Source organism: Cognatiluteimonas weifangensis, from assembly GCF_003416885.1.
Lineage (GTDB): Bacteria > Pseudomonadota > Gammaproteobacteria > Xanthomonadales > Xanthomonadaceae > Cognatiluteimonas > Cognatiluteimonas weifangensis.
On record NZ_QVPD01000003.1, the window covers coordinates 86,985 to 111,498 of the forward strand.

General features: G+C 71.8%; 20 protein-coding genes. 10 read left to right on the forward strand and 10 right to left on the reverse strand.

All coding sequences use genetic code 11. The features are described 5' to 3' along the window. Positions 1 to 24: 24 nt before the first annotated feature. Positions 25 to 819 carry a rhomboid family intramembrane serine protease gene (locus D0Y53_RS03765; RefSeq protein ID WP_117201875.1) on the reverse strand — a complete coding sequence of 265 codons (795 nt, stop codon included), beginning with the start codon at positions 817 to 819 and terminating at the stop codon, positions 25 to 27. An 84-nt stretch (positions 820 to 903) separates the two neighbouring features. Further along, positions 904 to 1,896: a TerC family protein gene (locus D0Y53_RS03770; protein ID WP_117201876.1), complete on the reverse strand. Its 993-nt coding sequence runs from the start codon at positions 1,894 to 1,896 to the stop codon at positions 904 to 906. 208 nt (positions 1,897 to 2,104) lie between these two features. Here D0Y53_RS03770 and D0Y53_RS03775 point away from each other — a divergent pair, with 208 nt between their 5' ends. Then, complete coding sequence (locus D0Y53_RS03775) at positions 2,105 to 3,289, forward strand: class I SAM-dependent rRNA methyltransferase (protein ID WP_117201877.1); 1,185 nt, start codon at positions 2,105 to 2,107, stop codon at positions 3,287 to 3,289. On the opposite strand, the gene D0Y53_RS03780 is transcribed toward D0Y53_RS03775, so the two are convergent. After that, entirely contained in the window at positions 3,253 to 3,573 is a 321-nt protein-coding gene (locus D0Y53_RS03780) for a hypothetical protein (protein ID WP_233511634.1), read from the reverse strand. The two genes, D0Y53_RS03775 and D0Y53_RS03780, sit on opposite strands and share 37 nt — an antisense overlap. Positions 3,574 to 3,700: 127 nt before the next feature. Here D0Y53_RS03780 and D0Y53_RS03785 point away from each other — a divergent pair, with 127 nt between their 5' ends. Continuing rightward, positions 3,701 to 5,056, forward strand: a complete 1,356-nt coding sequence (locus tag D0Y53_RS03785) for a DNA recombination protein RmuC (RefSeq protein ID WP_117202054.1) — start codon at positions 3,701 to 3,703, stop codon at positions 5,054 to 5,056. An 882-nt stretch (positions 5,057 to 5,938) separates the two neighbouring features. Here the strand turns inward: D0Y53_RS03785 and D0Y53_RS03790 are convergent. From D0Y53_RS03790 to D0Y53_RS03815, 6 genes are all read right to left on the reverse strand, one after another. Beyond that, positions 5,939 to 7,096: an MlaA family lipoprotein gene (locus D0Y53_RS03790; protein ID WP_233511635.1), complete on the reverse strand. Its 1,158-nt coding sequence runs from the start codon at positions 7,094 to 7,096 to the stop codon at positions 5,939 to 5,941. Between the two features lie 56 nt (positions 7,097 to 7,152). Continuing rightward, on the reverse strand, positions 7,153 to 7,443 hold the full coding sequence (locus D0Y53_RS03795) for an STAS domain-containing protein (protein ID WP_117201878.1): 291 nt from the start codon (positions 7,441 to 7,443) through the stop codon (positions 7,153 to 7,155). Continuing rightward, complete coding sequence (locus D0Y53_RS03800; RefSeq protein ID WP_233511649.1) at positions 7,430 to 8,077, reverse strand: MlaC/ttg2D family ABC transporter substrate-binding protein; 648 nt, start codon at positions 8,075 to 8,077, stop codon at positions 7,430 to 7,432. Before D0Y53_RS03800 ends, D0Y53_RS03795 begins: the two co-directional genes overlap by 14 nt. Positions 8,078 to 8,133: 56 nt before the next feature. After that, positions 8,134 to 8,655, reverse strand: coding sequence for an outer membrane lipid asymmetry maintenance protein MlaD (gene mlaD / locus D0Y53_RS03805; RefSeq protein WP_117201880.1), 522 nt, complete (start codon positions 8,653 to 8,655; stop codon positions 8,134 to 8,136). Between the two features lie 63 nt (positions 8,656 to 8,718). Beyond that, the gene (locus D0Y53_RS03810) at positions 8,719 to 9,471 is read right to left on the reverse strand and encodes an MlaE family lipid ABC transporter permease subunit (RefSeq protein WP_117201881.1); all 753 of its coding nucleotides are present in this window, start codon (positions 9,469 to 9,471) and stop codon (positions 8,719 to 8,721) included. Further along, complete coding sequence (locus D0Y53_RS03815) at positions 9,471 to 10,256, reverse strand: ABC transporter ATP-binding protein (RefSeq protein ID WP_117201882.1); 786 nt, start codon at positions 10,254 to 10,256, stop codon at positions 9,471 to 9,473. The genes D0Y53_RS03810 and D0Y53_RS03815 overlap by 1 nt, the downstream gene beginning before the upstream one ends. A gap of 164 nt (positions 10,257 to 10,420) precedes the next feature. Here D0Y53_RS03815 and recC point away from each other — a divergent pair, with 164 nt between their 5' ends. The 5 genes from recC to D0Y53_RS03840 all read left to right on the forward strand — a co-directional run bounded on the left by recC (position 10,421) and on the right by D0Y53_RS03840 (position 21,998). Further along, entirely contained in the window at positions 10,421 to 13,864 is a 3,444-nt protein-coding gene (recC, locus tag D0Y53_RS03820) for an exodeoxyribonuclease V subunit gamma (RefSeq protein WP_117201883.1), read from the forward strand. Further along, complete coding sequence (locus D0Y53_RS03825; RefSeq protein WP_117201884.1) at positions 13,861 to 17,652, forward strand: UvrD-helicase domain-containing protein; 3,792 nt, start codon at positions 13,861 to 13,863, stop codon at positions 17,650 to 17,652. Before recC ends, D0Y53_RS03825 begins: the two co-directional genes overlap by 4 nt. Then, entirely contained in the window at positions 17,649 to 19,493 is a 1,845-nt protein-coding gene (gene recD, locus D0Y53_RS03830; RefSeq protein ID WP_117201885.1) for an exodeoxyribonuclease V subunit alpha, read from the forward strand. Before D0Y53_RS03825 ends, recD begins: the two co-directional genes overlap by 4 nt. Before the next feature lie 217 nt (positions 19,494 to 19,710). Then, positions 19,711 to 21,420, forward strand: a complete 1,710-nt coding sequence (locus tag D0Y53_RS03835) for a deoxycytidylate deaminase (protein WP_117202057.1) — start codon at positions 19,711 to 19,713, stop codon at positions 21,418 to 21,420. 29 nt (positions 21,421 to 21,449) lie between these two features. Next, positions 21,450 to 21,998, forward strand: coding sequence for a YdeI/OmpD-associated family protein (locus D0Y53_RS03840; protein ID WP_117201886.1), 549 nt, complete (start codon positions 21,450 to 21,452; stop codon positions 21,996 to 21,998). A 9-nt stretch (positions 21,999 to 22,007) separates the two neighbouring features. On the opposite strand, the gene D0Y53_RS03845 is transcribed toward D0Y53_RS03840, so the two are convergent. Further along, the gene (locus tag D0Y53_RS03845) at positions 22,008 to 22,409 is read right to left on the reverse strand and encodes a nuclear transport factor 2 family protein (RefSeq protein WP_117201887.1); all 402 of its coding nucleotides are present in this window, start codon (positions 22,407 to 22,409) and stop codon (positions 22,008 to 22,010) included. A 239-nt stretch (positions 22,410 to 22,648) separates the two neighbouring features. Here D0Y53_RS03845 and D0Y53_RS03850 point away from each other — a divergent pair, with 239 nt between their 5' ends. The 3 genes from D0Y53_RS03850 to folE all read left to right on the forward strand — a co-directional run bounded on the left by D0Y53_RS03850 (position 22,649) and on the right by folE (position 24,452). After that, positions 22,649 to 23,080, forward strand: a complete 432-nt coding sequence (locus tag D0Y53_RS03850) for a hypothetical protein (RefSeq protein WP_117201888.1) — start codon at positions 22,649 to 22,651, stop codon at positions 23,078 to 23,080. 190 nt (positions 23,081 to 23,270) lie between these two features. After that, positions 23,271 to 23,744, forward strand: coding sequence for a hypothetical protein (locus D0Y53_RS03855; protein ID WP_117201889.1), 474 nt, complete (start codon positions 23,271 to 23,273; stop codon positions 23,742 to 23,744). A gap of 99 nt (positions 23,745 to 23,843) precedes the next feature. Beyond that, a complete protein-coding gene (gene folE / locus D0Y53_RS03860) occupies positions 23,844 to 24,452 on the forward strand; it encodes a GTP cyclohydrolase I FolE (RefSeq protein WP_199491997.1) in 609 nt (202 codons plus the stop codon). The last annotated feature ends 62 nt before the right edge of the window (positions 24,453 to 24,514 follow it).

Consider the following 24,514-nt stretch of genomic DNA (forward strand, 5'->3'; position numbering starts at 1 on the left):
GGCGTGCCGTTCAGGGCCTGCGGTTCAGGGCGTGTCGCCGCGGCGCGGCGGGAACGGCAGCACCGTGCCGCCGCGTTCGCGCTGCGGGCGTTGCCACAGCACCGGCACGTCCGCCGGCGACGCCGGTTCGAACTGGTCGCGCTCGGCCGTGGCCGCGGCGGCGGTCTGTGCGGCGCGCTCTTCCTCGAGTTCCCAGCTGTAGCGCTGGCGCGGCGGCAGCGGATCGCTGCGCCGCAGCAGCCAGGCCGCCAGCAGCCCCGCGACGGCGCCGCCCAGGTGCGCCTGCCAGGACACGCCCGGCTCGCGCGGCAGCACCGTCAGCAGCATCCCGCCGTAGAACATGAAGGCGATCATCGCCGCGGCGACCGCGGCGCGGTCGCGGCGCAGCAGGCCGAGCGCGAACACCAGGAACAGCAGGCCGTGGCTCAGGCCGCTGGCGCCCAGATGGTGGCTGCCGACGGCGCCCAGCAGCCAGGCGCCCAGCCCCGAGCCCAGCCACAGCAGCGGCAGCGCGCGCAGCGTCGCCCGCGGGTAGACGGTGCCGGCCAGGGTGCCCAGCAGCAGCAGCGCGACCGCGTTGGCGGCGAGGTGCCCGGGCGAGCCGTGCAGCAGCGGCGCGGTCAGCAGCCCGAGCAGGCCGTGCGGCGACTGCGGCGCGATCGCCAGCGCACGCCAGTCCAGCGTCTGCTGCGCGCCGAACGCCAGCAGCAGCAGCAACACGAACGCCAGGCTGGCGCTGAGCGCGCGCCGCAGCCGGCGACGGTCGTGCGCGCGCTGCGCCTGCGGATCCGGCGCGGGGGCGGGGGCGGGCAACTGCATGCCACGAGGATGGCGGCGGATCGCGCCGATGCAAGCCCGGCCGGGGCAGGCGCGGGCAGCCGGTGCGCACGGGCGGCTGCAGGCTCAGCGGCGGGCGGGCGGCGGACGCGCGGGCCGCCGCGCCGGGACCGGCGTGCGGGCCGGCCGCAGCAGGCTCAGCGCGATCGTGCTGCCGACGATCCCCGCCACCACCGCCAGCGACAGCAGGACCGGCAACTTGTAGAGATCGGCCAGCAGCATCTTCGCGCCGATGAAGGCCAGCACCAGCGCCAGCCCGTAAGGCAGCAGGTGGAAACGGTCGGCCATGCCCTGCAGCAGGAAGAACATCGCGCGCAGCCCCAGCACCGCGAACACGTTGGAGGTCAGCACGATGAACGGGTCGGCGGTGATGGCGAAGATCGCCGGGATCGAATCCACCGCGAAGATCACGTCGGTGACCGCGATCATCACCAGCACGATGAACAGCGGCGTGAACTTGCGCCGCGCGCCGCGGCCGATCCACAGCGCGCTGCCGTAATAGCGGCGCAGGAACGGCAGCCGCGCGGTCACCCAGCGCAGCACCGGATTGCGCTCCAGATCCGGCGGCGCGCCCGCCGCGCGCCACATCTTCACCCCGGTCAGCAGCAGGAAGGCGCCGAACAGATACAGGATCCAGTGGAACCGGGCCAGCAGCGCCGCGCCGATGAAGATCAGGATCGCGCGCAGCACGATGGCGCCGAGGATGCCGATCACCAGCACCCGCTGGCGCTGCGCCTCGGGCACCGCGAAGTAGCCGAACAGCATCAGGAACACGAAGATGTTGTCGATCGCCAGCGCTTTTTCCACCAGGTAGCCGGTCAGGAACTCCATGCCGATGCGCTGCCCGGCCGCGGCCCCGAACTGCTGCCCGGTCTGCCACCACAGCCAGGCGTTGAACGCCAGCGCCAGCGCCACCCAGCCCAGGCTCCACCAGGCGGCTTCCCGGAACGTGACCTTGTGCGGCCCCCCGTGCCGCATCAGCACCAGGTCGATCGCCAGCGCGGCGAGCACCACGCCGCCGAAGACCAGCCACAGGAAGGGGGAAGCGATCGTCTGCATGCCGGCTCCAGGGATGCGAGCGGCGGACGTGTCTCTGCAGGAGGCAGGGAAGGAGCACGCTTCGCCGTTCGGCGAAGGTCTCACCCACAGGCCGCTGGCCTGCCACGGCGCCGGGGCCTGAGCCCGTCATGACGACGACCGTGTACGGAGTTACTCCCCTTCCTGGGCGACAATACCGGTTTTCCGTGACAACCGTGTGATCGCCGCCATGGCCGAGCCGCTGCCCGTCGTCCGCCTCAGGAACGCCTGGAACTCCACCCACCCGTGGATTTTCCAGCGCCTGGTGGAAAAACCCGCGCAGCGGCCCAAGCCCGGCAGCCTGGTGGAGGTGGTCGGCGTCGACGGCGTGTTCGTCGGCCGCGGCTTCTACAACGGCCATTCGCGGATCGCGCTGCGGATGCTGGAAAACGATCCCGACGTGGCGGTGGACGCGTCCTGGTTCCTGCGCAAGCTCGCCGAAGCGGTGCGCCTGCGCCGCGAAGTCCTGCAGCTGGACGAGGCGAGCAACGCCTGGCGCGTGTTCCACAGCGAGGGCGACGGCATCAGCGGGCTGGTGGTCGACCGCTACGACGACCTGCTGGTGGTCGGCTTCTTCAGCGCCGGCGCGTGGCGCCACCGCGAATGGATCTTCGATGCGCTGCGCACGCTGTTCCCGGGCTGCCGCTTCCACAGCTTCGCCGACGAGCACGTGCAGAAACAGGAAAGCTTCGACTACAAGGACACCCTGGGCACCGCGCCGGCCACCATCAGCGAATACGGCATCCGCTTCCGCGCCGACCCGGCCGGCGCGCACAAGACCGGCTTTTTCGCCGACCAGCGCGAGAACCGCCAGTGGCTGTCGCAGCGCTGCGCGGGCAAGCGCGTGCTGGATTTGTGCTGCAACACCGGCGGCTTCGCGGTGTACGCTGCCGTGCGCGGCGCCAGCGAAGTGATCGGCATCGACATCGATCCCGCGGTGCTCGACATCGCCCGGGAGAACGCGCACCTCAACGCGCCGTTCCGCAGCGGCGTCAAGCCGCGCTTCGTGCAGGCCGACCTGTTCCCGTGGCTGCGCGACGCCGCGGCCAACGGCGAGCGCTTCGACGTGGTGGTGCTGGATCCGGCCAAGATGACCCGCGACCGCGAGCAGGTGATCCCGGCGCTGAAGAAATACCTGGACATGAACAAGCTGGCGCTGGGCGTGCTGCGCCCCGGCGGCTTGTTCGCGACGTTCTCCTGCACCGGCCTGGTCAGCGAGGAGCAGTTCCTCGACATGCTGCGCCGCGCCGCGTTCTACGCCGGGCGCACGCTGCAGGTGCTCAAGGTGGCCGGCGCCGGGGCCGACCACCCGTGGCTGGCGCAGGTGCCCGAGTCGCGCTACCTCAAGGCGGTGTTCTGCCGCGCTCTCGACTGAGGCCGCGTCGCATCCGCGTCCGCCGGTGCCAGGCGGGCGCTGAAGCGCCGGCCGACGCGGCGGCGGATGTAGCGGTCCAGCCCGCGGCCGGCGCGCGCCAGCGCCTGCATCCGCGCGACGTGGCCGGGGCCGGGGCAGTCGTGGTCGTACAGATGGACCGCGCCGTCGACGAAGCGCACCGCGATCGCCCCCGGCAGCAGGCTGAAGGCGGCCACGCCGGAATGCCCGCTCAGGTTGGCATAGGGGCGGAACGGCGGCAGCGTCAGGGCCTGCATGCGGTCCATGCCCCGATCCTAGGCGGCAGCCGGTGTGCGCCGGATGATGGACCGCGCCGTGCGCCGCGGACCGCGGGTCGGCGTGGCCGCGGGGGCCGGTCGCACCGCCTGCGACCGGCGCCGCTACACTGGCCGCATGCCTGTCACTACCCTGCTTCTCGGCGTGCTGCTGGCCGCGGTCGCGGCCGCGCTCGTGCTGCTGCTGGCGCTGCTGCTGCGCAAGCCCGATCCGCGCCTGGGCCAGCAGCTGGGCGCGCAACTGGAGCAGGCCCTGCGCGCGGAGCAGCGCGAGGGCCGCGGCGAGCTGCGCCAGCAGCTCGACAGCCTCGCGGCGCAGCAGCAGCAGCGGATCGAGGGTTTCGGCCTGCGCCTGAACGACTTCACTGCACGCACCGACCAGCGCCTGGACGTGCTGCGCGAGGCGCTGGGCGAGGACGCGCGCAAGGCGCGGGAAGAAGGCGCGCAGGCGCAGCAGCGCTTTGCCGAAGCGCTCGGCCAGCGCTTGCAGGAGCTTACCCAGCGCAACGAGCAGCGCATCGGCGAGATGCGCGCGACCCTGGAGCAGTCGCTGCGCGAGCTGCAGGCCGGCAACGAGGCCAGGCTGGAGCAGATGCGCGCCACCGTCGACGAGAAGCTGCAGTCCACCCTGGAGACGCGGCTGGGCGAATCCTTCCGGCTGGTGTCCGAACGCCTGGAGCACGTGCAGCGCGGTCTCGGCGAGATGCGGCAGCTGGCGACCGGCGTCGGCGACCTCAAGCGGGTGTTGACCAACGTCAAGTCGCGCGGCGTGTTCGGCGAGGTGCAACTGGCGGGCCTGCTGGAGCAGGTGTTCGCGCCCGACCAGTACGCCGCCAATGTCGCGACGGTCCCCGGCAGCAGCGAGCGGGTCGAGTTCGCGGTGCGCTTCCCCGGCTCCAATGGCGACGCTCCGGTGTGGCTGCCGATCGACGCCAAGTTCCCGCGCGAGGACTACGAGCGCCTGCTCGACGCGCAGGAGAACGCCGACCAGGACGCGGCCCGCGCCGCCGGCGAGGCGCTGGAGCGGCGGGTGCGGCTGGAAGCCCAGCGCATCTGCGACAAGTACGTGGCCGCGCCGCACACCACCGAGTTCGCGATCCTGTTCCTGCCCACCGAAGGCCTGTACGCGGAAGTGCTGCGCCGCCCCGGGCTGGTGGAGGCGCTGCAGCGCGACCGCCGCATCGCCGTCGCCGGCCCGACCACGTTGCTGGCGCTGATGACCAGCTTCCAGATGGGCTTTCGCACGCTCGCCATCGAGCAGCGCTCCAGCGAAGTCTGGCGCACGCTGGGCGCGGTCAAGACCGAGTTCGGCAAGTTCGGCGAGGTGCTCGACGGGGTGCACAAGAAGCTGCAGGAAGCCAGCAACAAGATCGAGCAGACCGGTGTGCGCACGCGCGCGATCCAGCGCCAGCTGCGCGAGGTCGAGTCGCTGCCCGGCGAGGAAGCCGCCAAGCTGCTCGGTGCCGATTCGTAGACGCGGCCCACCCCCGGCGAGGCACTGTCGCCTATCGGTGTTCCGACCGTAGGAGCGCACAAGCTGCGAGGGATGCGCCGGGAGTCCGTCGTCGCCACCCGCTCCTGCAGCGTTCGCGGCTTGTGTCGCTGTTGCGGGAATCCCTGCGAGGGAAGTCGGTAGCCCAGCCTGTGCAGGGGTGCCTGAAGACTTTCCTTCAAGCGCGGAAGCTTCCGTGGGGGAAGCCGGTGGCCCGACCTGTACGGGACACGCCGTGAATACGTCCCTGTAGGCTCCTCGGCGGCTTGCTCGCCTGCGCACTCCTGCGCAGGCGGCAAGACCGGGGTGGACCATCCCTGGTCCACCCGTCCGGCGCAATGCGCCGGACCCATGCCGCCGACGGTCCCGCACAGGCCGGGCCACCGGCTTCTGCCCAGTGAGTCGGCGTTTGTAGAGAAAACCAGCCCGAAGCGACGGACTCCAATCTCGCGCAGTCGCCGCCCGGCGGGCTGGGGGTGCGGAGAGTGGACCATGGAGGGTCCACGACCCGACTTAAAGACAGGAGGTCGTCAGGAGGGCGCAGCACCCCCAGCCCGCCGGGCGGCGACTCCCTCCGAAGCCGATCTCCCGATTGCAGGCCATAACGCGACGTCAGGCCAGGCATAGCCCGCGGCCCGACTTGAAGACAGGAGGTCGTCAGGAGGGCGCAGCACCCCCAGCCCGCCGGGCGGCGAGTCCTTCCGAAGCCGATCTCCCAAGTGCAGGCCATGACTTGAAGATCAGGCCATGGATGGTCTGCGCCCCGACTTGAAGACAGGAGATCGTAGGAAGGCGTAAAACCGCCCGCTCGCCCGGTGGCGGCGCCTTCCGGTGCGGCCACGTTCCGGCTTCGGGTTTGCGCGCCTAGTAGCCGTTGTTGGGCATCACCGGCATCGCGTCGGCGGGGACGCTGGGGTTGGTGGTGTCGTCGCGCAGGTAGTCGGGTAGCTCGTCGTCGTGCTGCTGCCGGTCGCCGGAGATCTGGTACTTGCGCCGCTGCAGCCAGGCATCGCGCACCAGCGCGTAATCGTCGGTGGCGCCCTCGCGCATGCGGTCGACCGCGAACAGCTGGGTGCGCACGTCGACCAGCTGCAGGCCCTGCAGGAACACCCGGGTCGGATCGTTCTCGATCCGCCGGATCGGCGCCAGCGGCGCGTCGCCGGCCAGGCCGAACACGTCGCGCAGCGTGCGCGGGCCGAACAGCGGCAGCTCGACGTAGCGCGAGCGCTGCCAGCCCCAGGTACCCAGGGTCTGGCCAAAATCCTCGCTGTGATAGGGCAGGTTCGCGTCGGAGGCGGGATCGAACAGGCCGCCGATGCCTAGCGTGGCGTTGAGCACGAACCGCCCCAACGCCTGCGCCGCCTGTTTCGGCTTGCCCTGCAGCAGCGCGTTGAGCGCGCTGACCGGCTGGCCGAGGTTGCCGAAGAAATTGCCCACGCCCAGCCGCAGCGGCCGCGGCACCACCGCCACGTAGGCGTTGGCCAGCGGCTTGGCCACGCTGCGGTCGACCGCATTGTTGAAGCGGTGCACCTTGCGGTTGAGCCCTTCCCACGGGTCGTAGCTGGCGGGCAGTTCGACCGGCGCCGGCAGCGCCGGATCGGCGACCGGATCGTAGTGCTGGTCGCCGTACAGCGCGGCGTAATCGAGTTCGGCCTGGGTCGGCGTGTCGGCCGCGGGCGGCTCCGCGGGAGCTGCGGCCTCTGCCGTCGCGCTAGCTGCGGCGGACTCGGCGGACTCGACAGGTTCGACCGGCTCGACCGGCTCGACCGGCTCGACCGGCTCGACCGGTGCCGCGGCGGGGCTGGCGGCGAGGGGCGCGACCGGCGCCGGCGTCGCCTCCGGCGGCCCGCTCGCGGCGGCGTCTGCGGTGTCGGAGCAGGCAGCCGCGGCATCGGCGGACTGAGCCGCGACCACGGGACAGGTCGCGACCTCGGCGGGCTGCACGGTCGGCGCGTCCTGCGCCCGCGCCGGCATGCACGCCAGCATCAGCGACAGCAACAGCACCGCAACGGGGATCGGCATGCGCATGGGGGCGGCAGTTTAATCCTTGCCCGGCGGCGACGCGGCCCCGGCGCCGCTCAGGCGAACGCCAGCGCCGGCGTCAGCCGGTACGCGGCGCGCAGTTCGTCCAGCCCGGCGGGACTGCCGACGACGGCGATCGCGCCGTCGGCGCGGGCGGCGAGTTCGGCCAGCAGCGCCACCCCGGCGCTGTCCACGCGCGCGACGGCGCCCAGATCGAAGCCGCTGACGCCGGGCAACTGCGGCAGCGCGTGCCGCCACAGCGCGGCGACGTCCGCGCGCAGCAGCGCCCCGGCGAAACGCAGCGTTGCGCCGCTGCGCTCGACCGTGGCCGCCTCAGCGCCCGGCATCGGCCTGCACCTTGCCGCTGCGCAGGTCCGCCGCGACCTGGCGGATGGACTTGTGGGTGAGCGCGTTGTCGAACTGCTGGCGGAAGGTCTGCACGAACGACACCCCCTCCACCATCACGTCGAACACCTTCCAGTTGCCGCCGGAGCGGCGCATCAGGTAGTCGACCGGAATCGGCTCGCCGCCGCTGCGCAGCAGCTCGCTGGCCACTTTCACCCCGAGCCCGCGCGGCAACGCGGTCTCGGACTTGATCCGCACCCGCAGCCGGGTGTTGAAGTCCAGCAGCGAGGATCCGTAGCGGCGCATCAGGTTGTCGGCCAGGGCGTCGGCGAACAGCTGGACGTCGGCGTCCGACGCGCCGCGGGCGTGGCGGCCGAGCACCTGGCGCGCGGCGTAGTCGCGGTCGAAGATGCTGTTGAACTCGGTCGAGACGAAGCGCTCCAGCGCGGCGCGGTTGCCGGCGAACTCGGCGCGGCGCTGCTCCAGCGTCGCCAGGATGCGGGTGCTGTTGTCCAGCACCAGCTTGCTGGGCGAGGCGGCCGCGGGCGCGGTGGCCGCCGGCGGCTGCGCCAGCACGGCGGCGGGCGCGGCGACCAGCAGCGCCGCGGCCAGCGCCAGCGGCAGCGTGGCGCGCACGCCGCGCAGGCGCGTGCGGACGGGAACGGAGAAGCAGTGGTCGTTGGACATAAGGATCATTCCGTGGGGGGCGGATTGGCGGTGCTGCCGGCGGCGTCGCCGCCGGCCTCGGCCGCGGCCTGGCCGCCGCCGAACATGTACTTGCCGACCAGCTGGATCAGGTCGACCGCCGGCGTGGTGAATGCGATTTCCTCGCCGGGTTTCAGGGTTTCCACGTCGCCGCCGGGCTGCAGTCCGACGTAGCTCTCGCCGAGCAGGCCGCCGGTGAGGATGCCGGCCGCGGTGTCGGCGGGCAGGTCCCGGTAACGGGCATCGATGGCCAGGGTCACGACCGCGTCCAATTTGACCGGATCCAGCTGAATGTCGGCCACATTGCCGATGGTGACGCCGCCGATCTTGACCGGCGCCTGCGGCCGCAGCTGGCCGAGGTTGGTAAAGCGCGCGGTCAGCGGATAGGTCGCCTGGCCGAAGCCGAAGCGGCCGTTGGTCGAGGCCAGCGCTAGCACCAGCAGCGAGGCCAGCGCCAGCAGCAGGAAGGCGCCGACCGCGAATTCGAGACGGGGACCGCGAACGCTCATGAAAGCACCTCGAAAGCCATTGCGTAGGAGCGGCGCAAGCCGCGATCAACTCGACCCTTCGGGTCAACCCTGGAACAGGAAGGCCGACAGCACGAAATTGAACATCAGCACCAGTAGCGAGGCGTTGACCACCGCGCGCGTGGTCGCCACCGAGGTGCCCTCGATGGTCGGCTCGGCGTGGTAGCCGACATAGGCTGCGACCAGCGCCGCGGTGCCGCCGAACACCGCCGCCTTGACGAAGGCGACCAGGAAGTCGTCGCGGAAATCGACCGCGTCCCTGAGCACCTGCCAGAACGCGCCGGCCTCGATTCCGATCACGTGCACCGCTTCGAAGTAGCTGGCGCTGATCGCCAGCGAGCAGAAGAACGCGGTCAGCAGCGGCACGCACAGCAGCGCTGCCCAGAAGCGCGGCGCCACCGCCTTGGCCACCGGGTCGATCGCCATCAGCCCGAGCGCGGTGATCTGGTCGGTGGCGCGCATCAGCCCCAGCTCGGCGGCGATCGAGGAGCCGGCGCGGCCGACGAACAGCAGCGCGGTCAGCACCGGCGCCAGCTCGCGGTACAGGCCCAGGCCCACCAGCGCGCTGATCTGGTTGGCGGCGCCGTAGGTCTCCAGCGCGCGGTAGCCCAGCAGCGTCACCGACAGGCCGACGAAGGCGCCGCCGACGGCGATGATCGGCAGCGAGCGCGCGCCGATCTTGTAGATCTCGCGCACCAGTTCGGCGAAGAAATCACGGGTCGGGCGCGAGGCGCGCAGCACCGACAGCGAGAACAGGCCGGCGCGGCCGAGCGAGCGGGTGGCGGCGACGAAAGGCATCAGGCCGCCTCCGTCCGCGCCGCCGCGTCGAACGCGATCGGCCCGTCCGGCTCGCCGCGCAGGAACTGCCGCAGCAGCGGGTCGGGCGAGGCCTGCAACGCGTCCGGGGTGCCGCTGAAGACGATGCGGCCGTTGGCGATCACCAGCGCGCGGTCGGCCACCGGCAGGGTTTCGCGCACGTGGTGGCTGACGATCAGGCTGGTCAGCCCGAGGCTGGCGTTGAGCCGCGCGATCAGGCTCATGATCACGCCCGCGGCGATCGGGTCCAGCCCGGTCAGCGGCTCGTCGTAGAGCATCAGCGGCGGGTCCAGCGCCAGCGCGCGCGCCAGCGCCACGCGCCGGGCCATGCCGCCGGAGAGCTCGCGCGGATACAGGTCGGCGGCGGTGCGCAGGCCGACCGCGTGCAGTTTCATCCCCACCAGCCGGCGGATCACCGGCGGCGGCAGGCGCGTGTGCGCGCGCAACGGCAGCGCGATGTTCTCGGCCGCGGTGAGATCGGTGAGCAGGCCGTTGCCCTGCAGCAACACGCCGATGCCCTTGCGCCGCTCCAGCAGCGCGCGCTGGGAGCGCGGCAGCGGCGCGCCGAGGACCTCGACCGTGCCCGCGGCCGGCGCCAGCTCGCCGGTCAGCGCCGCCAGCAGCGTCGACTTGCCGCTGCCCGAGGGCCCCAGCACCGCGGTGATGCTGCCGCGCGGCACGACCAGGTCGATGCCCTCGAGCACGGTGCGGCCGCCGCGGTCCAGGCGCAGGCCGGCAAGCTGGACGATGGGGGCGACGGCAGTCATGGGGAAGCGGGCGATACGGGGGGGCGGAAGCGGCGCAGCTTGGCGGCCGGCGCCTGAATGGCAACCGAGTGCGGCCGCCATTGTCGCAGCTTCGCCGCGCCGGCGCGTGCGGCGGCCGCAGCGCAATCCCAGCGGCTGCGACCGCGCTGCGGCAAGATGACGCGATGCCTGCGCCGCCGGACTTCCGCCTCTACCACTCCAATGCATTGGACGTGCTGGCCGGGCTGCTGGCCGAAACCCTGCGCACGCCGGTGCCGGGGCGGCCGCTGCTGGCGCCCGACACCATCGTGATCCCGCAGGCGGCGATGCGGCGTTGGTTGCAGGCCACCCTGGCCGCGCGCCACGGCATCGCCGCCAATCTCGAGTTCCTCCCCCCCGGCGAATTCGTCGCCCGCGCGCTGGCCGCCAATCCCGCCCCGGGTGCGGATCCGGCGGGCGAGGAACTCGACGCCGACAGCCTGCACTGGCGCCTGTACGCCGCACTGCGGGATCCGGCGCTGCGCGCGCGCCCGGCGCTGGCGCAACTGGCCGCCTACCTCGACGGCGCGGACCCGCTGAAGCCCTGGACGCTGGCCGGCGAACTAGCCGGTGTGTTCGGCAAGTACCAGGCCTGGCGCCGCGACTGGCTGCTGCGCTGGGAAGCCGGCGCCGACCCCGACGACCCGCAGGCGATCCTGTGGCGCGCCGTCGCCGCCGGCCGCGACCACCGCGCGCGCCGCATCCAGGACTATCTCGCGCGCTTCGACGATCCCGCCGGCGCGGTGCCGGTCGGGCTGCCGCCGCGGCTGTTCGTGTTCGCCACCCTCAACGTCTCGCCCGACGTGCTGCGGGTGCTGGCCACCCAGGCCCGCGCCGGCACGCTGCATTTCTACCTGCCCACGCCGACGCAGGAATACTGGGGCGACCTGCAGTCGCCGGGCGCGCGCCTGCGCGCGGGCGTCGCTGCCGGCGACGATCCGGCCGGCGCCGCCGCCGCCGAAAACCCGCTGCTGCGCGACTGGGGCGCGGCTGGGCGCGACTTCATGGCCCTGCTGGGCAGCTACGAGGTCGTGCATCCCGCCGGCGACATTCCCGCCTACGCCGATCCCGAGGCCGCGACCGGCGCGGCGCTCGCCGCCGGCGGCCTGCGCGACAGCCTGCTGCACCGGCTGCAGGCCGACCTGTTCCACCGCCGTGCGCAGCCGTCCGGCGCGCCGCGCGGCGAAGTCGACGGCAACGACCCCAGCCTGCAGTTCCATGCCTGCCACACCCGCCTGCGCGAGCTGCAGGTGCTGCACGACCGCCTGCGCGCCCTGCTGGAAGACGACCGTTTCGACCCGTCGCTGCAGCCGCGCGAGATCGCGGTGCTGGCGCCGGACATCGATCCCTACGTGCCGTACCTGGACGCGGTGTTCGGCGGCCACGGCCGCGGCGAGGGCGCCTCCGGACCGACCATCCCCTGGGCGGTGGCCGACGCCAGTCCGCTGGCCGGCGAACCGCTGGCCGCCGCGTTCCTGCGCCTGCTGGCGTTGCCGGTATCGCGCTTCGGGCTGGAGGAAACCCTGGACCTGCTCGCCAGTCCGCCGCTGGCGGAAGCGGCGGGCCTGGACGCCGCTGCCTTCGAGCGCCTGCACGGCTGGCTGCACGCGGCCGGCGCGCGTTGGGGCCTGGATGCCGCGCACCGCGCGCGCCGGGGCGCGCCGGAGGACGACGCCTACACCTGGCAGTTCGCGCTGGACCGGCTGCTGCTCGGCCACGCCAGCGGCGACGCCGCCGAAATCGCCGGCACCGCGCAGCACGTCGCGCCGTGGCCGGAGCTGGAAGGCAGCGCGCTGGACGCGCTCGACGTGCTGCTGCGCTTGCTGCGCGTGCTGGCCCGCTCCCAGCGCGCGCTGGGCGAGGCGCTGCCGCCGGCGCGCTGGCGCGAACGCCTGCTCGGCCTGCTCGACGCGCTGCTGCCGCGGCCGCCGGCGACGAAACACGCGGAGCGCGCGCTCGACCGGCTGCGCGCGCTGATCGATGCTTTCGCGGCCGATGCGGCGCGTGCGGGGTTCGATACGCCGGTGCCGGGCGAAGTCGTGCGCGCGCACTTCGCCGCGGCGCTGGGCGCGGCCGACACCCGCGCGCCGCTGCTCACCGGCGGCGTCAGCTTCGCGCGCATGGTGCCGCTGCGGCTGCTGCCGTTCCGCGCCATCTGCCTGCTGGGCATGAACGACGGCGACTTCCCGCGTCGCGATCCCGCCGCCGGCCTCAACCGCCTGACCGCGGAATTGGGCACCGACCGCCGCCGCCCCGGCGACCGCTCCACCCGCGACGACGACCGCTACCTGTTCTTGCAGCTGTTCGGCGCCGCGCAGGACGTGTTCTACGTCAGCTGGCTCGGCGCCGACCCGCGCGACGGCAGCGCGCGCGAACCCTCGGCGGTGGTGGCGGAACTGCTCGCGGCGGCGGCGGACTACCACGTCGCGGCCGAGGATCCGCAGCGGGCGGAGCACAAAGCGGCGATCGCCGAGGCGCTGGTGCTGCGGCATCCGCTGCAGCCGTTCGCGCCGGCCGCGTTCGGCAGCGAGGATCCGCGCCAGTTCAGCTACCGCCAGCACTGGCATCCGGCCGCGGGCCGGCTGTCGGGCGCGCGCACGCCGCTGGCGCCGTGGATGGACGCGACCGCGGCGCTGGCGCCGCCGCCCGCGGCCGAAACCGAACTGTCGCTCGACGCCTTGCGCCGCTTCCTGCTGGCGCCGGCCGAGCAGTTCCTGCGCCAGCGCCTGGGCCTGCGCCTGCCGCAGCTGGACGCGGCGGGCGAAGACGTCGAGCCGCTGCAGGCGCCCGGCCGTGGCCTGGAACGCCACCAGCTGCAGCGCGCGGTGTTCGACGCGCTGCTCGCCGGTGACGACGCGGCCGCGCTGCATCCCGCGCTGCGCGCACGCGGCCTGCTGCCGTCCGGCCCGCTGGGCCGACGCGCGCTGGCGGACGTGCTGGCCGAGGTGCAGCCGTATGCGCAGCGGTTCGCGCAGTGGCGCGGCGCCGCGCCGTCGCAGTCGTTGCCGCTGGAAGTGGAGATCGACGGGCTGCGCCTGCACGGCCGCCTCGCCGACGCCTGGCCGCAGGGCCTCGCGCGGCTGCGCTTCGGCGAGCGCAACGGGCCGTCGGCGATCCGGCATGGGCTGGACTGGCTGCTGGCCAGCGCGGCGGATGCGGCGAGGCCGCTGGTCGAATTCCACGACGACAAGGATCTCGGCATCGGTCCGTATCCGCGCCCTCTCCTGGCGCCCGACGCCGCGATCGACGCATTGCGCGCGCTGCTGGCGCTGCGTGCCGACGGCCTGCGCCGGCCGCTGGCGTTCGCGCCGTACAGCGCGTGGGAACTGTTCCAGGCCGACGACCCCGTGCGCGGTGCGCGCGCCGCCGCCGCGCGCTGGCGCGGCAGTGCGCGCAGCTGGGCCGAGGGCGACGGCGACGCGCTGCGGCTGGCGCTGCGCGGCCGCGATCCGTTCGCCGATGCCGCCTCGCTGCAGGCCTTCGCCGCGATCGCATTCGCCGTCTACGGCACGGTGCTGCACGGCCAGCCCGCCACCGCGCCCGACGGCCTCGCGCCGCCCGCAGCCGACGCCGCGGAGGACGCCGCATGAACGCCGCGCCCGTTCGCGATCCTTACCTGGAGCTGCCGCTGGACGGCGTGCGCCTGATCGAAGCCTCCGCCGGCACCGGCAAGACCTTCACCCTGGCCACGCTGGTCGTGCGGCTGGTGGTCGAGCGCGGCCTGCGCGTGGGCCAGGTGCTCGCCGTGACCTTCACCGAGGCGGCCACGCAGGAATTGCGCAAGCGCATCCGCGAGCGCCTGCTGCTGGCGCTGGAGCTGGTCGATGCGCCGGCGAGCGACGACGACAGCGCCGAGGTCGCGCTGACGCGCGCGATCCTGCACGCGCACCGCGCCCGCAGCGGCGAAAGCGAGGCTGCGTTGCGGCGCCGGCTGCGGCAGGCCGCGCTGGAAGTCGACCTCGCCGCGATCTTCACCATCCACGGCTTCTGCGCGCGCGTGCTGCGCGAGCACGCGCTGGAGAGCGGGCAGGGATTCGACCCGCCGACCCTGCTGGCCAACGACCGCGACCTGCGCGCGGAACTGGCCGCCGACCTGTGGCGCGCGCACGGCCGCGACGCGGCCGGCGCCGACGACCTCGCCGCGCTGTGGAAGACCGGCCCGGCCGCGCTGGCCGACGACCTGCGCGCGCTGCTGCACGAGCCGCGGCTGCTGCCGCCGGACGCGCCGCTGCCGGCGGACCCGGCGCCCGCGCTCTCGGCTGCCGCCGACAAGCTGATTGCCGCGATCGACGTCCACGCCGCCGACGCACAGGCCCTGATCGCGCAGGCGTTCGACCGCAAGATCCTGCATGGCGGCCGGGTCAGGCGCCCCAGTTTCGACAAGGCTTTCGCGGAGTTGCAGGCGGGGTGCGAGGCCCGCCACTGGCCGCGGGGCGACAAGCTCCACCTGGACAAGCTGCACCCCGTGCGCCTGCAAACCTTCTGCCACGACGACAAGCGCGACCAGGTGCCCTCGTCGCCGCTGTTCGAAGCGTTCGCGGCCTGGTGCGCGGCCGACGATGCCGTGCAGGCGTACCAGGCCCGCCGCCGCGTGGCTCTGCTGCACCGCATCCGCGACGACGCCCGCGTGCGCCTGGCCGCGCTCAAGCGCCAGCGCCGGGTGCAGACCTACGACGACCTGATCGACGGCGTCGCCGACGCGCTCGACGGCCCGCGCGGCGATGCGCTCGCGCGCGGCCTGCGCAAGCAGTACGCGGCCGCCCTGGTCGACGAGTTCCAGGACACCGACGCGCGCCAGTGGAAGATCTTCGATCGCGTGTTCGGAGCGGCGGCGCCGCAGCATGGCAGCGATCCTGACGGACCGGCCGAGGGGCCCAGCCCACCGGCGCTGGAAAGCGCACGCACCGATGGCTCGCGAACGCGCTTTCTCGCCCTGATCGGCGACCCCAAGCAGGCGATCTACGGCTTCCGCGGCGGCGACGTGCACGCCTATCTCGCCGCGGGCCGCCTTGCGGCGCACGCGCCGGCGCTGTCGCACAACTTCCGTTCGCGGCCGTCGCTGCTGGCCGCCATCGAAGCGCTGTACGCGCAGGCCGGCGAGGCCGCGTTCGTGGATCCGCGCATCGAGTTCCATCCGGTGGTCGCCGGCGGCAAGCGCAGCGATGCGGACTTCCTGCGCGACGGCGCGCCGGCGCCCGCGCTCACGCTGTGGCAGGCGCCGGCACCGAACCAGCGGGATGCGAAGGGCCACGCCAAGCCCTGGAGCGCCGACGAGTCGCGCGCGCTCGCCACCACCGCCTGCGTGGCCGCGATCCACGGCGTGCTGCGCGCGGCGCGCGACGGCCGCGCCCGCCTCGACGGCGCCCCGGTGCAGCCGGGCGACATCGCGGTACTGGTGCGCACGCATCACGAGGCATCCCGCATCCAGCAGGCGCTGGCCGAGGTCGGCATCCCCGCAGTCGCGGCCGGCAAGCTGAGCCTGTTCGCCACCGGCGAGGCGCGCGAACTGCACACGCTGCTGCTGGCCCTGCTGCAAGGCGGCGACGACGGCCGCCTGCGCGCGGCGCTGGCCACCGTGCTGGTCGGCGAGGATGCCGCCGCCATCGACGCGCTGGACCGACCCGGCGACCTGTCGGGCGGCGAGGCGCACCGCGAGTGGCAGCGCAAGGCGCTGGCCTGGCGTGAACGCCTGCTGCGCGGCGGTCCGCTGGCGCTGGTCGGCGAGCTGTGCGCCGCGCACGCGCCGCGCCTGCTCGGCCTGGTCGACGGCGAGCGCCGGGTCAGCAACTACCTGCAGCTGGCCGAGGCGCTGCAGGTAGCGCAGGCGCAGGCGTTGGGCCTGCACGGCCTGGTCGACTGGCTGGGCCGGCGCATCGCGCAGGCCGATCCCGACGACGAAACCCAGCTGCTGCGCCTGGAATCCGACGCGCGCCGCGTGCAGATCGTCACCCTGCACAAGAGCAAGGGCCTGGAATATCCGCTGGTGTTCCTGCCGTTCGCCGGCATCGGCCGCAACGAGCCGACGCCGGGCCGGCATTGCGTGGCCCACCACGAAGCCAATGTGCGCCGCCTGCACTGGAACATCCCCCTGCCCGAAGCGGAATGGGAAAACGCGAAAGCAGCGTGGAAGATCGAGCAGCATGCCGAAGACGCGCGCCTGCTGTACGTGGGCATGACCCGCGCCCGGCACGCGCTGTGGATCGCCAGCGGCCCGTTCTTCAACCACGACAAGGCGGCGCTGGCGCCGCTGCTGCGCGACCGCGACGCGCTCGCCGCGGTGCCGGGCATCGTCCTCGACGCCGTCGCGCCGCCCGCCGACCTGCCGCGGCTGCCGCCCGAGTCCGACGCCGCGGTGCCGCCGGCGCGCGTCGCCGCGCGCGCGCTGGCGCACGACTGGTGGGTCTACAGCTTTACCCAGCTGTCCAGCGCCGAGGCCGGCGACGATCCGTCCGCGGCCGCCACGCTGCCCGCACCCGGCGGCCGCGACGAACTGGCCGCGCCCGACGATGGTGCGGCCGACGACGTCCGCGACATCTCCGCTGCCGCGGCGACCGACGCCGCCTTCGACCCGCGCTTTGCTGGCCCGCGCTTCGGCGTCGCCCTGCACGCCGCGCTGGAGCACGCCGATTTCGCCGCCTGGCGCGGTTGGCAACCGGGCGAGGACGCGCCGGCCGGCGAAGCCCGCACCATCGCCGCCGCGCTGCGCGCGGAAGGCTACGCCGCCGACGTGCTCGACGCCGGCAGCGCCCTGGTCACGCAGCTGGTCGGCCACACCCTGCGCGTCGCGCTGCCGGAAGGCGTGCGGTTGTGCGAGCTGCCTCCCGATGCGCGCCGCCCCGAAATCGAATTCCAGTTCGCCCTGCAGCCCACCCGCGTCGACGCCCTGCTGCAACTGCTGCACGCGCACGGCGTGCTGCGCGAGCGCCGCGGCTTCGGCCTGCGGCAGCGGCTGGAAGGGCTGATGACCGGCCTGATCGACCTCACTTACGTGCACGCCGGCAAGTGGTACGTGCTCGACTACAAGTCCAACCGCCTGCCGCGCTACGACGCCGCCGCGCTGGACGAGGCGATGGCGCACAGCGAGTACGACCTGCAGGCGCTGATCTACACCCTCGCGTTGCACCGCTGGCTGCGCTTCCGCCTGGGCGACGCCGGCGCCGGCGGCGGCTACGACTACGCCCGCGATTTCGGCGGCATCCGCTACCTGTTCTGCCGCGGGCTGGACCTGCACGCCGCCGCGCCCGCGCCCGGTGTGCATGCGCAGCGCTTCGCGCCGGAGCTGATCCATGCCCTCGACGCGTTGTTCGCCGGCGAACCCGGCCCCCGGCCGCGCGATCGCGACGCCGGCATGCGGAAGCGCGCGGAGGCACCGGCATGACCGCCACGCCGCTGCTCGACGCCCTGTGGCACGCCGGCGCCTTGCGCACGCTCGATCACGCGCTGGCGCAAAGCCTGCGCCGGCTCGACCCCGACACGCCCGATGCCGTGCTCGCCGCCGCCGCGCTGGCCTCGCTCGCCGTTGCCCAGGGCCACGCCGGCTTCGATCCGGCGTCGCCGCAGGGGCTCGTCGACAACCCCCGCGACCTGCCCTGGCCCGCCGCCGACGCCTGGCAACGGCAACTCGCCGCCTCGCGCTGGGTCGCCACGCCCGGCGACGCCGCGGAAACCTCCGACGCCGGCCGCCCGCTGGTGTGGGAAGGCGCGCCCGGCCTGCTGTACCTGCGCCGCTACCGTGAGTACGAGCGCCGCCTCGCCGCCGGCCTGCGGCGCATCGGCGCGCACCCGCCCGCGGCCGCCGGCAGCGACGCGCTCGCTCCACTGACCGCCCGACTGTTCCCGCAGGCCGCGGACGGCGAGGACCGCCAGGCCGCCGCGGCCGCCCTCGCCCTGCGCCATGCGCTGCTGCTCGTCACCGGCGGCCCGGGCACCGGCAAGACCACCACCATCGCGCGCCTGCTGGTCCTGCTGGCCGCGCAGGCGCGCCAGGCCGGACGCGCCGCGCCGCGCATCGCGCTGGCCGCGCCCACCGGCCGCGCCGCCGAGCGCATGGCCGAAAGCGTGCGCAACGCCCTGCAAGCGCTGCCCGCGCAAGGCATCGACGCGACCCTCGTCGGCGCCCTGCCCACCACCGGCACCACCCTGCACCGCCTGCTCGGCACCATCCCCGACAGCCCGCGCTTCCGCCACGACGCCGACAACCCGCTGCCGCACGACGTGGTGGTGGTCGACGAAGCCTCGATGATCGACCTGCCGCTGATGGCCAAGCTGGTCGAAGCCGTGCCCGACGGCGCGCGCCTGGTGCTGCTCGGCGACCCCGACCAGCTGCCCTCGGTGGAAGCCGGCGACGTCCTCAGCGGCATCCTCCGCGCCGCGGGCGCGGACGCCTTCCCCGGCCGCCGCGTCCACCTGCAACGCGGCTGGCGCCAGCACGACGCGCTGCAGCTCGCGCCGCTCGCCGCCGCCGTGCGCGACGGCGACAGCGCCGCGGCACTGGCGCTGCTGCGCGGCGGCACGCTCTCCAGCGTCCACTTCCACCCGGGGCTGGCCGACCCCTTGCAGGGTCGCGGCCCGCAGCCCCACCGCGAGCGCCTGCTCGCGCACTGGCGCGCGCTGGCCGCTGCCGACAGCCCGGCGCAGGCGCTGGCGCTGGCCGCGCACCTGCGCCTGCTCACCGCCGTGCGCGACGGCCCGCAGGGCGCGCGCACCCTCAACGCCCGCATCGAAACCCTGCTCGCCCAGAGCGGCAGCCACGGCCCGCGCCGCGGCGCCGGCTACGGCCCGGCCGCCAGCCCGCATTTCCACGGCCGCCTGCTGCTGATCACCGAAAACAGCTACCGCCACCGCCTGTTCAACGGCGACATCGGCATCTGCTTCCGCGACGCCGACGGCAGCGTCATGGCCTGGTTCCCCGGCGACACGCCCGACGCCCCGCGCGCCTTCCACCCCGCCGCGCTGCCCGCGCACGACAGCGCCTTCGCCATGACCGTGCACAAGGCCCAGGGCTCGGAGTTCGACGAGGTCTGGCTGCTGCTGCCCGCGCACGACAGCCGCGTGCTCTCGCGCGAGCTGGTCTACACCGCGATCACCCGCGCGCGGCGCGAGCTGCATGTGGCGGGGAGCGCGGAGGTCATCGCCGCCGCGCTGGGGCGGCACGCGAGCCGGTGGTCGGGGTTGGGGTGGCGGTTGGGCGAATCCCATGTTGTTCTCGACGGGGATTGAAAATCCTCGTGTCGGAGGTTTGATCTCTGCTAGGTCACTAACGGTGACTAAAGCAATTCAAGGCGTTATCGCGTGACCCAAGAGCCCGCACCAGTCGCGGGCTATTTGATTGTGACGTGATTGGGAAAGGGTGACTGCGGCACGGCGATCCGGTCACACACGCGTATGCGCTTGTCAAGGGCGTGATAAATTCGCGCGAGGATCACGGGGGGCGAGCATGGGACGCGACCTTACTTTAGGCATAGAAGAAGTCTATGCAGAGCGGCTTGATTTTTTGGTGGTGGCCCTGACCGGCCGCACCGGGAGCGGCTGCAGTACCACGGCCGAGGCGATGACTCGGTCAATTTCAGACCTGCCCGTTTCCACGGACGGACTAGCAGGCGCAGAACTAAGGAAGTTTAATATTTGTCATAACTTCCTGCGCGCGCAGTGGGTACCGTTCAAGGCAATTTCCGTTTCCACTGTGATTTTTAGCTTTTTGATCCTTGAAGAATGGGGTCAAATTGAAGATTTTTTCAAGAAGCAAAAACTTGAAGCTAGCATTGCAGCAATCAAAAGCGAATACCAACTGCTTCACGCAGAACCCACCTTCCCTGCATTTGAACAGCTGTCTGTGAAACATGACCGGGCAGGATCGGTTTTAGCTTGGCAGTTTTATGAAAAACCCCTTAAGGACTCTGCAGATAGAATTAGAGCCGCCCTCGGGAACAAATATGCGCCTCTATTTCAAACGTTGGGAGACAATATTCGACTGAGCGGATCGGCGATATCTTCGGTCGTCAATCCGTCAAAAGTCTTCGCTCTTATTACAAGAGTTAAGCGAATTGTCAAAGCCGCGGGATTGTGGGATCGCGCAAACGGCACAAAGAGCACTAGAGTAGTGATTGATGCGGTTAGAAACCCTCTGGAACTCGTATATCTGCGGGACCAATTCGCCGCTTTTTTTGCAATCGCGGTGACATCGGATGACGAAGACCGCAAAGCCAGGTTAGCTAATTTGAGTATTCCAAAGCGGGATGTTGACGCTCTAGACGTGCGCGAATACTCCAAGAAATCGCTCGGCAATTATGGAAATTTTGTCTCTCAGAACTTGCAGGAATGCATCCAAAAAGCTGACCTATTCTTCAGGAATCCCGGTAAGCCGGACGCGTTCGCTAGGACGCGGTTGATTCTGTATCGGCAGATTGTTCGTTACGTTGCTCTAATGCTTCGGCCGGGTTTGGTTACTCCGACTCCCGATGAACGTTGCATGCAGCTCGCATTTGTCGCAAAACTCAATAGCGGATGCATTTCCCGGCAGGTTGGAGCAGCAGTCTCTGATGCGCACTCGTCGATCAAGGCAGTCGGTTGGAATGATGTACCTAAAGGTCAGGTACCTTGCCTGCTAAGGGATGTTGGAACCCTGCTAAACAGTCACGATGCTTTGGCTTTCAGTGAATACGAGACCACCAATGTTGAGTTTCGGAGACATTTGTCCAAGAAGTTCGAACACGCAGGGCCCTTAAAGACAGCGCTTGGCTTGCCTTGCCCCTTTTGCTTCAAGGATGCATATAACACTGTTACAGACAAGGAGAATCAGGTTCACACAAGGTCACTGCATGCAGAGGAAAATGCTTTTCTTCAATTAGCAAAGTATGGCAACAGCGGGATTGAGGGGGGCTTTCTCTATACCACTGCTAGCCCCTGTGAACTGTGCTCCAAAAAAGCTTTTCAGCTGGGCATTAGGGAGATTGTCTACGTTGACCCCTACCCGGGAATATCAACGACTCACGTCCTCAAATCGGGTCCAGAAGAAAATAGACCAATCTTGCGACTCTTCAGTGGCGCCGTTGGGAATGCCTATCATCGGCTTTATGAACCCATGCTGCCTATTAAAGACGAATATATGGCCCGACTCGCAGACGATCCGGCACCTACTCTTTTGTGAGCTTTGGGGGATGTCGAACAGGTGTCGCCATGACCAAGACCGCCGACAAGATCCGCTTCAAGGCAAACCTGTCGCGCCCGGCGAGTCCCAAAAGCGCGACCTGGACCTTCCTCGTGCTGCCCGCAAGCGCCAGCACCAAGCTGCCGACGCGCTCCATGACGAGCGTCGAAGGCACCCTCAACGGTCATCCCTTCCAAGCCACGCTGGAACCCGATGGCCAGGCCAGTCACTGGCTCAAGGTGCCCAGGGCCCTGCGCGAGGCGGCCGGCGCCGCAGTCGGCGACAGCGTGACGCTTACGATCGCGCCGGTCGGGCAGGAACCCGAACCCAAGGTGCCCGCCGACCTGCGCCAGGCGCTTGCGGCCGATCCGGCCGCCGGGGCGACCTGGGCCGACATCACGCCGCGGGCGCGGCGCGACTGGATCGCCTGGATCACGTCGGGCAAGCAGGCGCAGACGCGCGGCAAGCGCCTGGCGGTGGCCATCGACAAGCTCGCGTCGGGCCAGCGCCGCGCGTGCTGCTTCGACCGTTCCGGGATCTACGGCAAGGGCTTCGGCGCGCCGCAGGCGGCGGCGTAAGCCGCGCGCTTACGGCCGCGCCGGCATCGGCTTGGCCTCGCTCTCGGTGTGCGCGGCGCACTGCCACGCGTTGCCCACCTTCACCCAGGTCGAGGAGTCGATCGAGTCGAACTCCAGCGGCTGGCCGTCCATCGCCACCTTCTGGTGGGCGCGGTAGGTGGCGATGGCGACGTTCTCGGTCGGGAACAGCACGTCCATGTCGGACAGCGTGTAGTCCAGCAGGCGGTGCTGCTCGTCGTTGGCCATGCGGGTGTAGCCGGCGCGGTCGAAAGTCATCGGGCCGTGGCCGCTGACCATCAGCGCGGGCTCGGTGATCATGCCGGTGGCCACCGACGGGTCGCGGTCCACCATCGACTGCCAGAAGGCGCGCTCGAGGCGCTCGATTTCGGTATGGCGTGCGGACGTGGGCATGGCGGGGCTCCGTGCGGGCGGGGCGTCCGATCATCCACGCGCGGCGTTGCCGCGCGATGAAGCGGATGGCCGCATCGCGAGGTCCCGCGGCGCGCGCGCACGCGGAACGGTTGTTGTCCATGCGTGAGGGCTGAACGCGGGCGCATTTCACTCTCGCGATACCCGTGCGTGGCGACGATGACAGCGCCGGCGCATGCGCAGTGCGCGCGCCGGCGACACCAGACCAGGAGAGCAGCACCATGAGCAACAAGCAGGGCCACGACACTGGCGAGGGCGTCGGCGCGGACGCCGTCGCGGTGACGGGCGCGGTGGTCGGCTCGGTCGCCGAGCCGGGCACGGTGGTCGGCACGGTCGCCGGCGAGGCCGCGGCGGCCGCGATCGGCCCCAACGACTACAGCCAGTACTTCCAGGCCAACTACCGCAGCCAGCCGTACTACTCCAGCGGCCGCGACTGGAGCGACTACCAGCCGGCCTACCAGTACGGCTACGACACCTACGGCCAGTACCGCGGGCAGCGCTTCGAGGATGTCGAGGCGCAGCTGGAGCGCGACTGGGCGCACGCCCGCGCACGTTCGCGCCTGGCCTGGGCCGAGGCCCGCGACGCGGTGCGCGACGGCTGGCACCGCCTGCAGCGCGCATTGCCGGGGGACGCCGATCGCGCCTATCGCTGAGCCGCGGGTGCGGCGCCCCGGCGCGCGGCCCGGATATGGCCGACAGCGGCGCCGGCGGTGCACGGCGACGGTTGCACCGGCGCGGCGCCACGCGGGTGCGGCATGGCGACCTTCGCGCGCCCGGTCGCGGATTCACCGGCACTGCACGCGGGCGTCCGTAGCGTCGTCACGCTGCCTGCAGGAGTCCGCCATGAGCACGCTCAAGAAGAACCACGTCCTCGGCGCCGGCAGCGCCGCGCTGCTGGGCGGCAGCGTGGGCGCCGCGCTCGGTGCGGTGCTGGCGGGCGCGGCCGGGCTGGCCGTGGGTACGGCGGTGGGTGGCGTGCTGGGGGCGGTGGCCGGCAACCGCGCTTCGGAAGCGGCGGATCCGCGCCGCGACCTGGGCCATTTCCAGCAGATCTTCCGCACCATGCCGTACTACGTCGCCGGCCACGACTGGCACGACTACAAGCCCGCCTACCGCTACGGCCTGGACACCTGGGCCGCGCACCGCGGGCAGCCGCTGGAGGCGGTGGAGTCGCAGCTGCAGGGCGACTGGGAAGCGGCGGCGCGGTTCGGCTCGCGGCTGCACTGGCAGCAGGCACGGCCGGCGGTGGCGCACGCCTGGCAGTCGCTGGAAGAAGCGCGGCAGCGGCGCACGGCGCGCGCCGGCGCGCTGCACTGATCCACGCCACGCGCGGGCAGGCGCGGGCGGCCGCGGCGGGGCCGCAGTAGTAGGATGCCAACCCCGCCCTGTCCGGGCCGTGCCGACGAGAGCCTGCCGATGAGCACAGCCGAGCCGCCCCCGTTTCGCGCCGACGTCAGCCAGCAGCAGGCCGAGGACGCGGTCCGCACGCTGCTGCGCTGGGCCGGCGAGGATCCGGCGCGCGAAGGCCTGCTCGACACCCCCAAGCGCGTGGTCGAGGCCTACCGCGACTGGTTCAGCGGCTACGCGCTGGATCCGGACGACTATCTCGCCCGCACCTTCGAGGAGGTCGCCGGCTACGACGAGCTGATCGTGCTGCGCGACATCGAGTTCGAATCCCACTGCGAGCACCACATGGCGCCGATCGTGGGCAAGGCGCACATCGGCTACCTGCCCGACGGCAAGGTGGTGGGCATCAGCAAGCTGGCGCGCGTGGTCGATGCCTACGCGCGCCGGTTCCAGGTGCAGGAGAAGATGACCGCGCAGATCGCCGACTGCATCCAGCGCGTGCTGAATCCGCGCGGCGTCGGCGTGGTGATCGAGGGCGCGCACGAATGCATGACCACCCGCGGCGTGCACAAGCGCGGGGTCGGCATGATCACCTCGAAGATGCTGGGCAGCTTCCGCGAGGACGCGCGCACCCGCGCCGAGTTCCTGCAGTTCATCGACGTCGGCCCCGGCCGCTGAGCCGCCGCGGGCGCCGTGCGCGCGGCCGGGCCGGCGCGCGGCGCTAGACTGCGCGGCCTTCG

What these genes read in the sequence shown, in the direction of transcription:
- D0Y53_RS03780 (WP_233511634.1), bottom strand. Translation starts at nt 3,573, where the DNA reads ATGGACCGCATGCAGGCCCTGACGCTGCCGCCGTTCCGCCCCTATGCC.
- D0Y53_RS03785 (WP_117202054.1), top strand. Translation starts at nt 3,701, where the DNA reads ATGCCTGTCACTACCCTGCTTCTCGGCGTGCTGCTGGCCGCGGTCGCG.
- D0Y53_RS03775 (WP_117201877.1), top strand. Translation starts at nt 2,105, where the DNA reads ATGGCCGAGCCGCTGCCCGTCGTCCGCCTCAGGAACGCCTGGAACTCC.
- D0Y53_RS03845 (WP_117201887.1), bottom strand. Translation starts at nt 22,409, where the DNA reads ATGCCCACGTCCGCACGCCATACCGAAATCGAGCGCCTCGAGCGCGCC.
- D0Y53_RS03855 (WP_117201889.1), top strand. Translation starts at nt 23,271, where the DNA reads ATGAGCACGCTCAAGAAGAACCACGTCCTCGGCGCCGGCAGCGCCGCG.
- folE (WP_199491997.1), top strand. Translation starts at nt 23,844, where the DNA reads ATGAGCACAGCCGAGCCGCCCCCGTTTCGCGCCGACGTCAGCCAGCAG.
- D0Y53_RS03825 (WP_117201884.1), top strand. Translation starts at nt 13,861, where the DNA reads ATGAACGCCGCGCCCGTTCGCGATCCTTACCTGGAGCTGCCGCTGGAC.
- D0Y53_RS03835 (WP_117202057.1), top strand. Translation starts at nt 19,711, where the DNA reads ATGGGACGCGACCTTACTTTAGGCATAGAAGAAGTCTATGCAGAGCGG.
- D0Y53_RS03770 (WP_117201876.1), bottom strand. Translation starts at nt 1,896, where the DNA reads ATGCAGACGATCGCTTCCCCCTTCCTGTGGCTGGTCTTCGGCGGCGTG.
- D0Y53_RS03840 (WP_117201886.1), top strand. Translation starts at nt 21,450, where the DNA reads ATGACCAAGACCGCCGACAAGATCCGCTTCAAGGCAAACCTGTCGCGC.
- D0Y53_RS03790 (WP_233511635.1), bottom strand. Translation starts at nt 7,096, where the DNA reads ATGCCGATCCCCGTTGCGGTGCTGTTGCTGTCGCTGATGCTGGCGTGC.
- D0Y53_RS03850 (WP_117201888.1), top strand. Translation starts at nt 22,649, where the DNA reads ATGAGCAACAAGCAGGGCCACGACACTGGCGAGGGCGTCGGCGCGGAC.
- D0Y53_RS03810 (WP_117201881.1), bottom strand. Translation starts at nt 9,471, where the DNA reads ATGCCTTTCGTCGCCGCCACCCGCTCGCTCGGCCGCGCCGGCCTGTTC.
- mlaD (WP_117201880.1), bottom strand. Translation starts at nt 8,655, where the DNA reads ATGAGCGTTCGCGGTCCCCGTCTCGAATTCGCGGTCGGCGCCTTCCTG.
- recD (WP_117201885.1), top strand. Translation starts at nt 17,649, where the DNA reads ATGACCGCCACGCCGCTGCTCGACGCCCTGTGGCACGCCGGCGCCTTG.
- D0Y53_RS03815 (WP_117201882.1), bottom strand. Translation starts at nt 10,256, where the DNA reads ATGACTGCCGTCGCCCCCATCGTCCAGCTTGCCGGCCTGCGCCTGGAC.
- D0Y53_RS03765 (WP_117201875.1), bottom strand. Translation starts at nt 819, where the DNA reads ATGCAGTTGCCCGCCCCCGCCCCCGCGCCGGATCCGCAGGCGCAGCGC.
- D0Y53_RS03795 (WP_117201878.1), bottom strand. Translation starts at nt 7,443, where the DNA reads ATGCCGGGCGCTGAGGCGGCCACGGTCGAGCGCAGCGGCGCAACGCTG.
- recC (WP_117201883.1), top strand. Translation starts at nt 10,421, where the DNA reads ATGCCTGCGCCGCCGGACTTCCGCCTCTACCACTCCAATGCATTGGAC.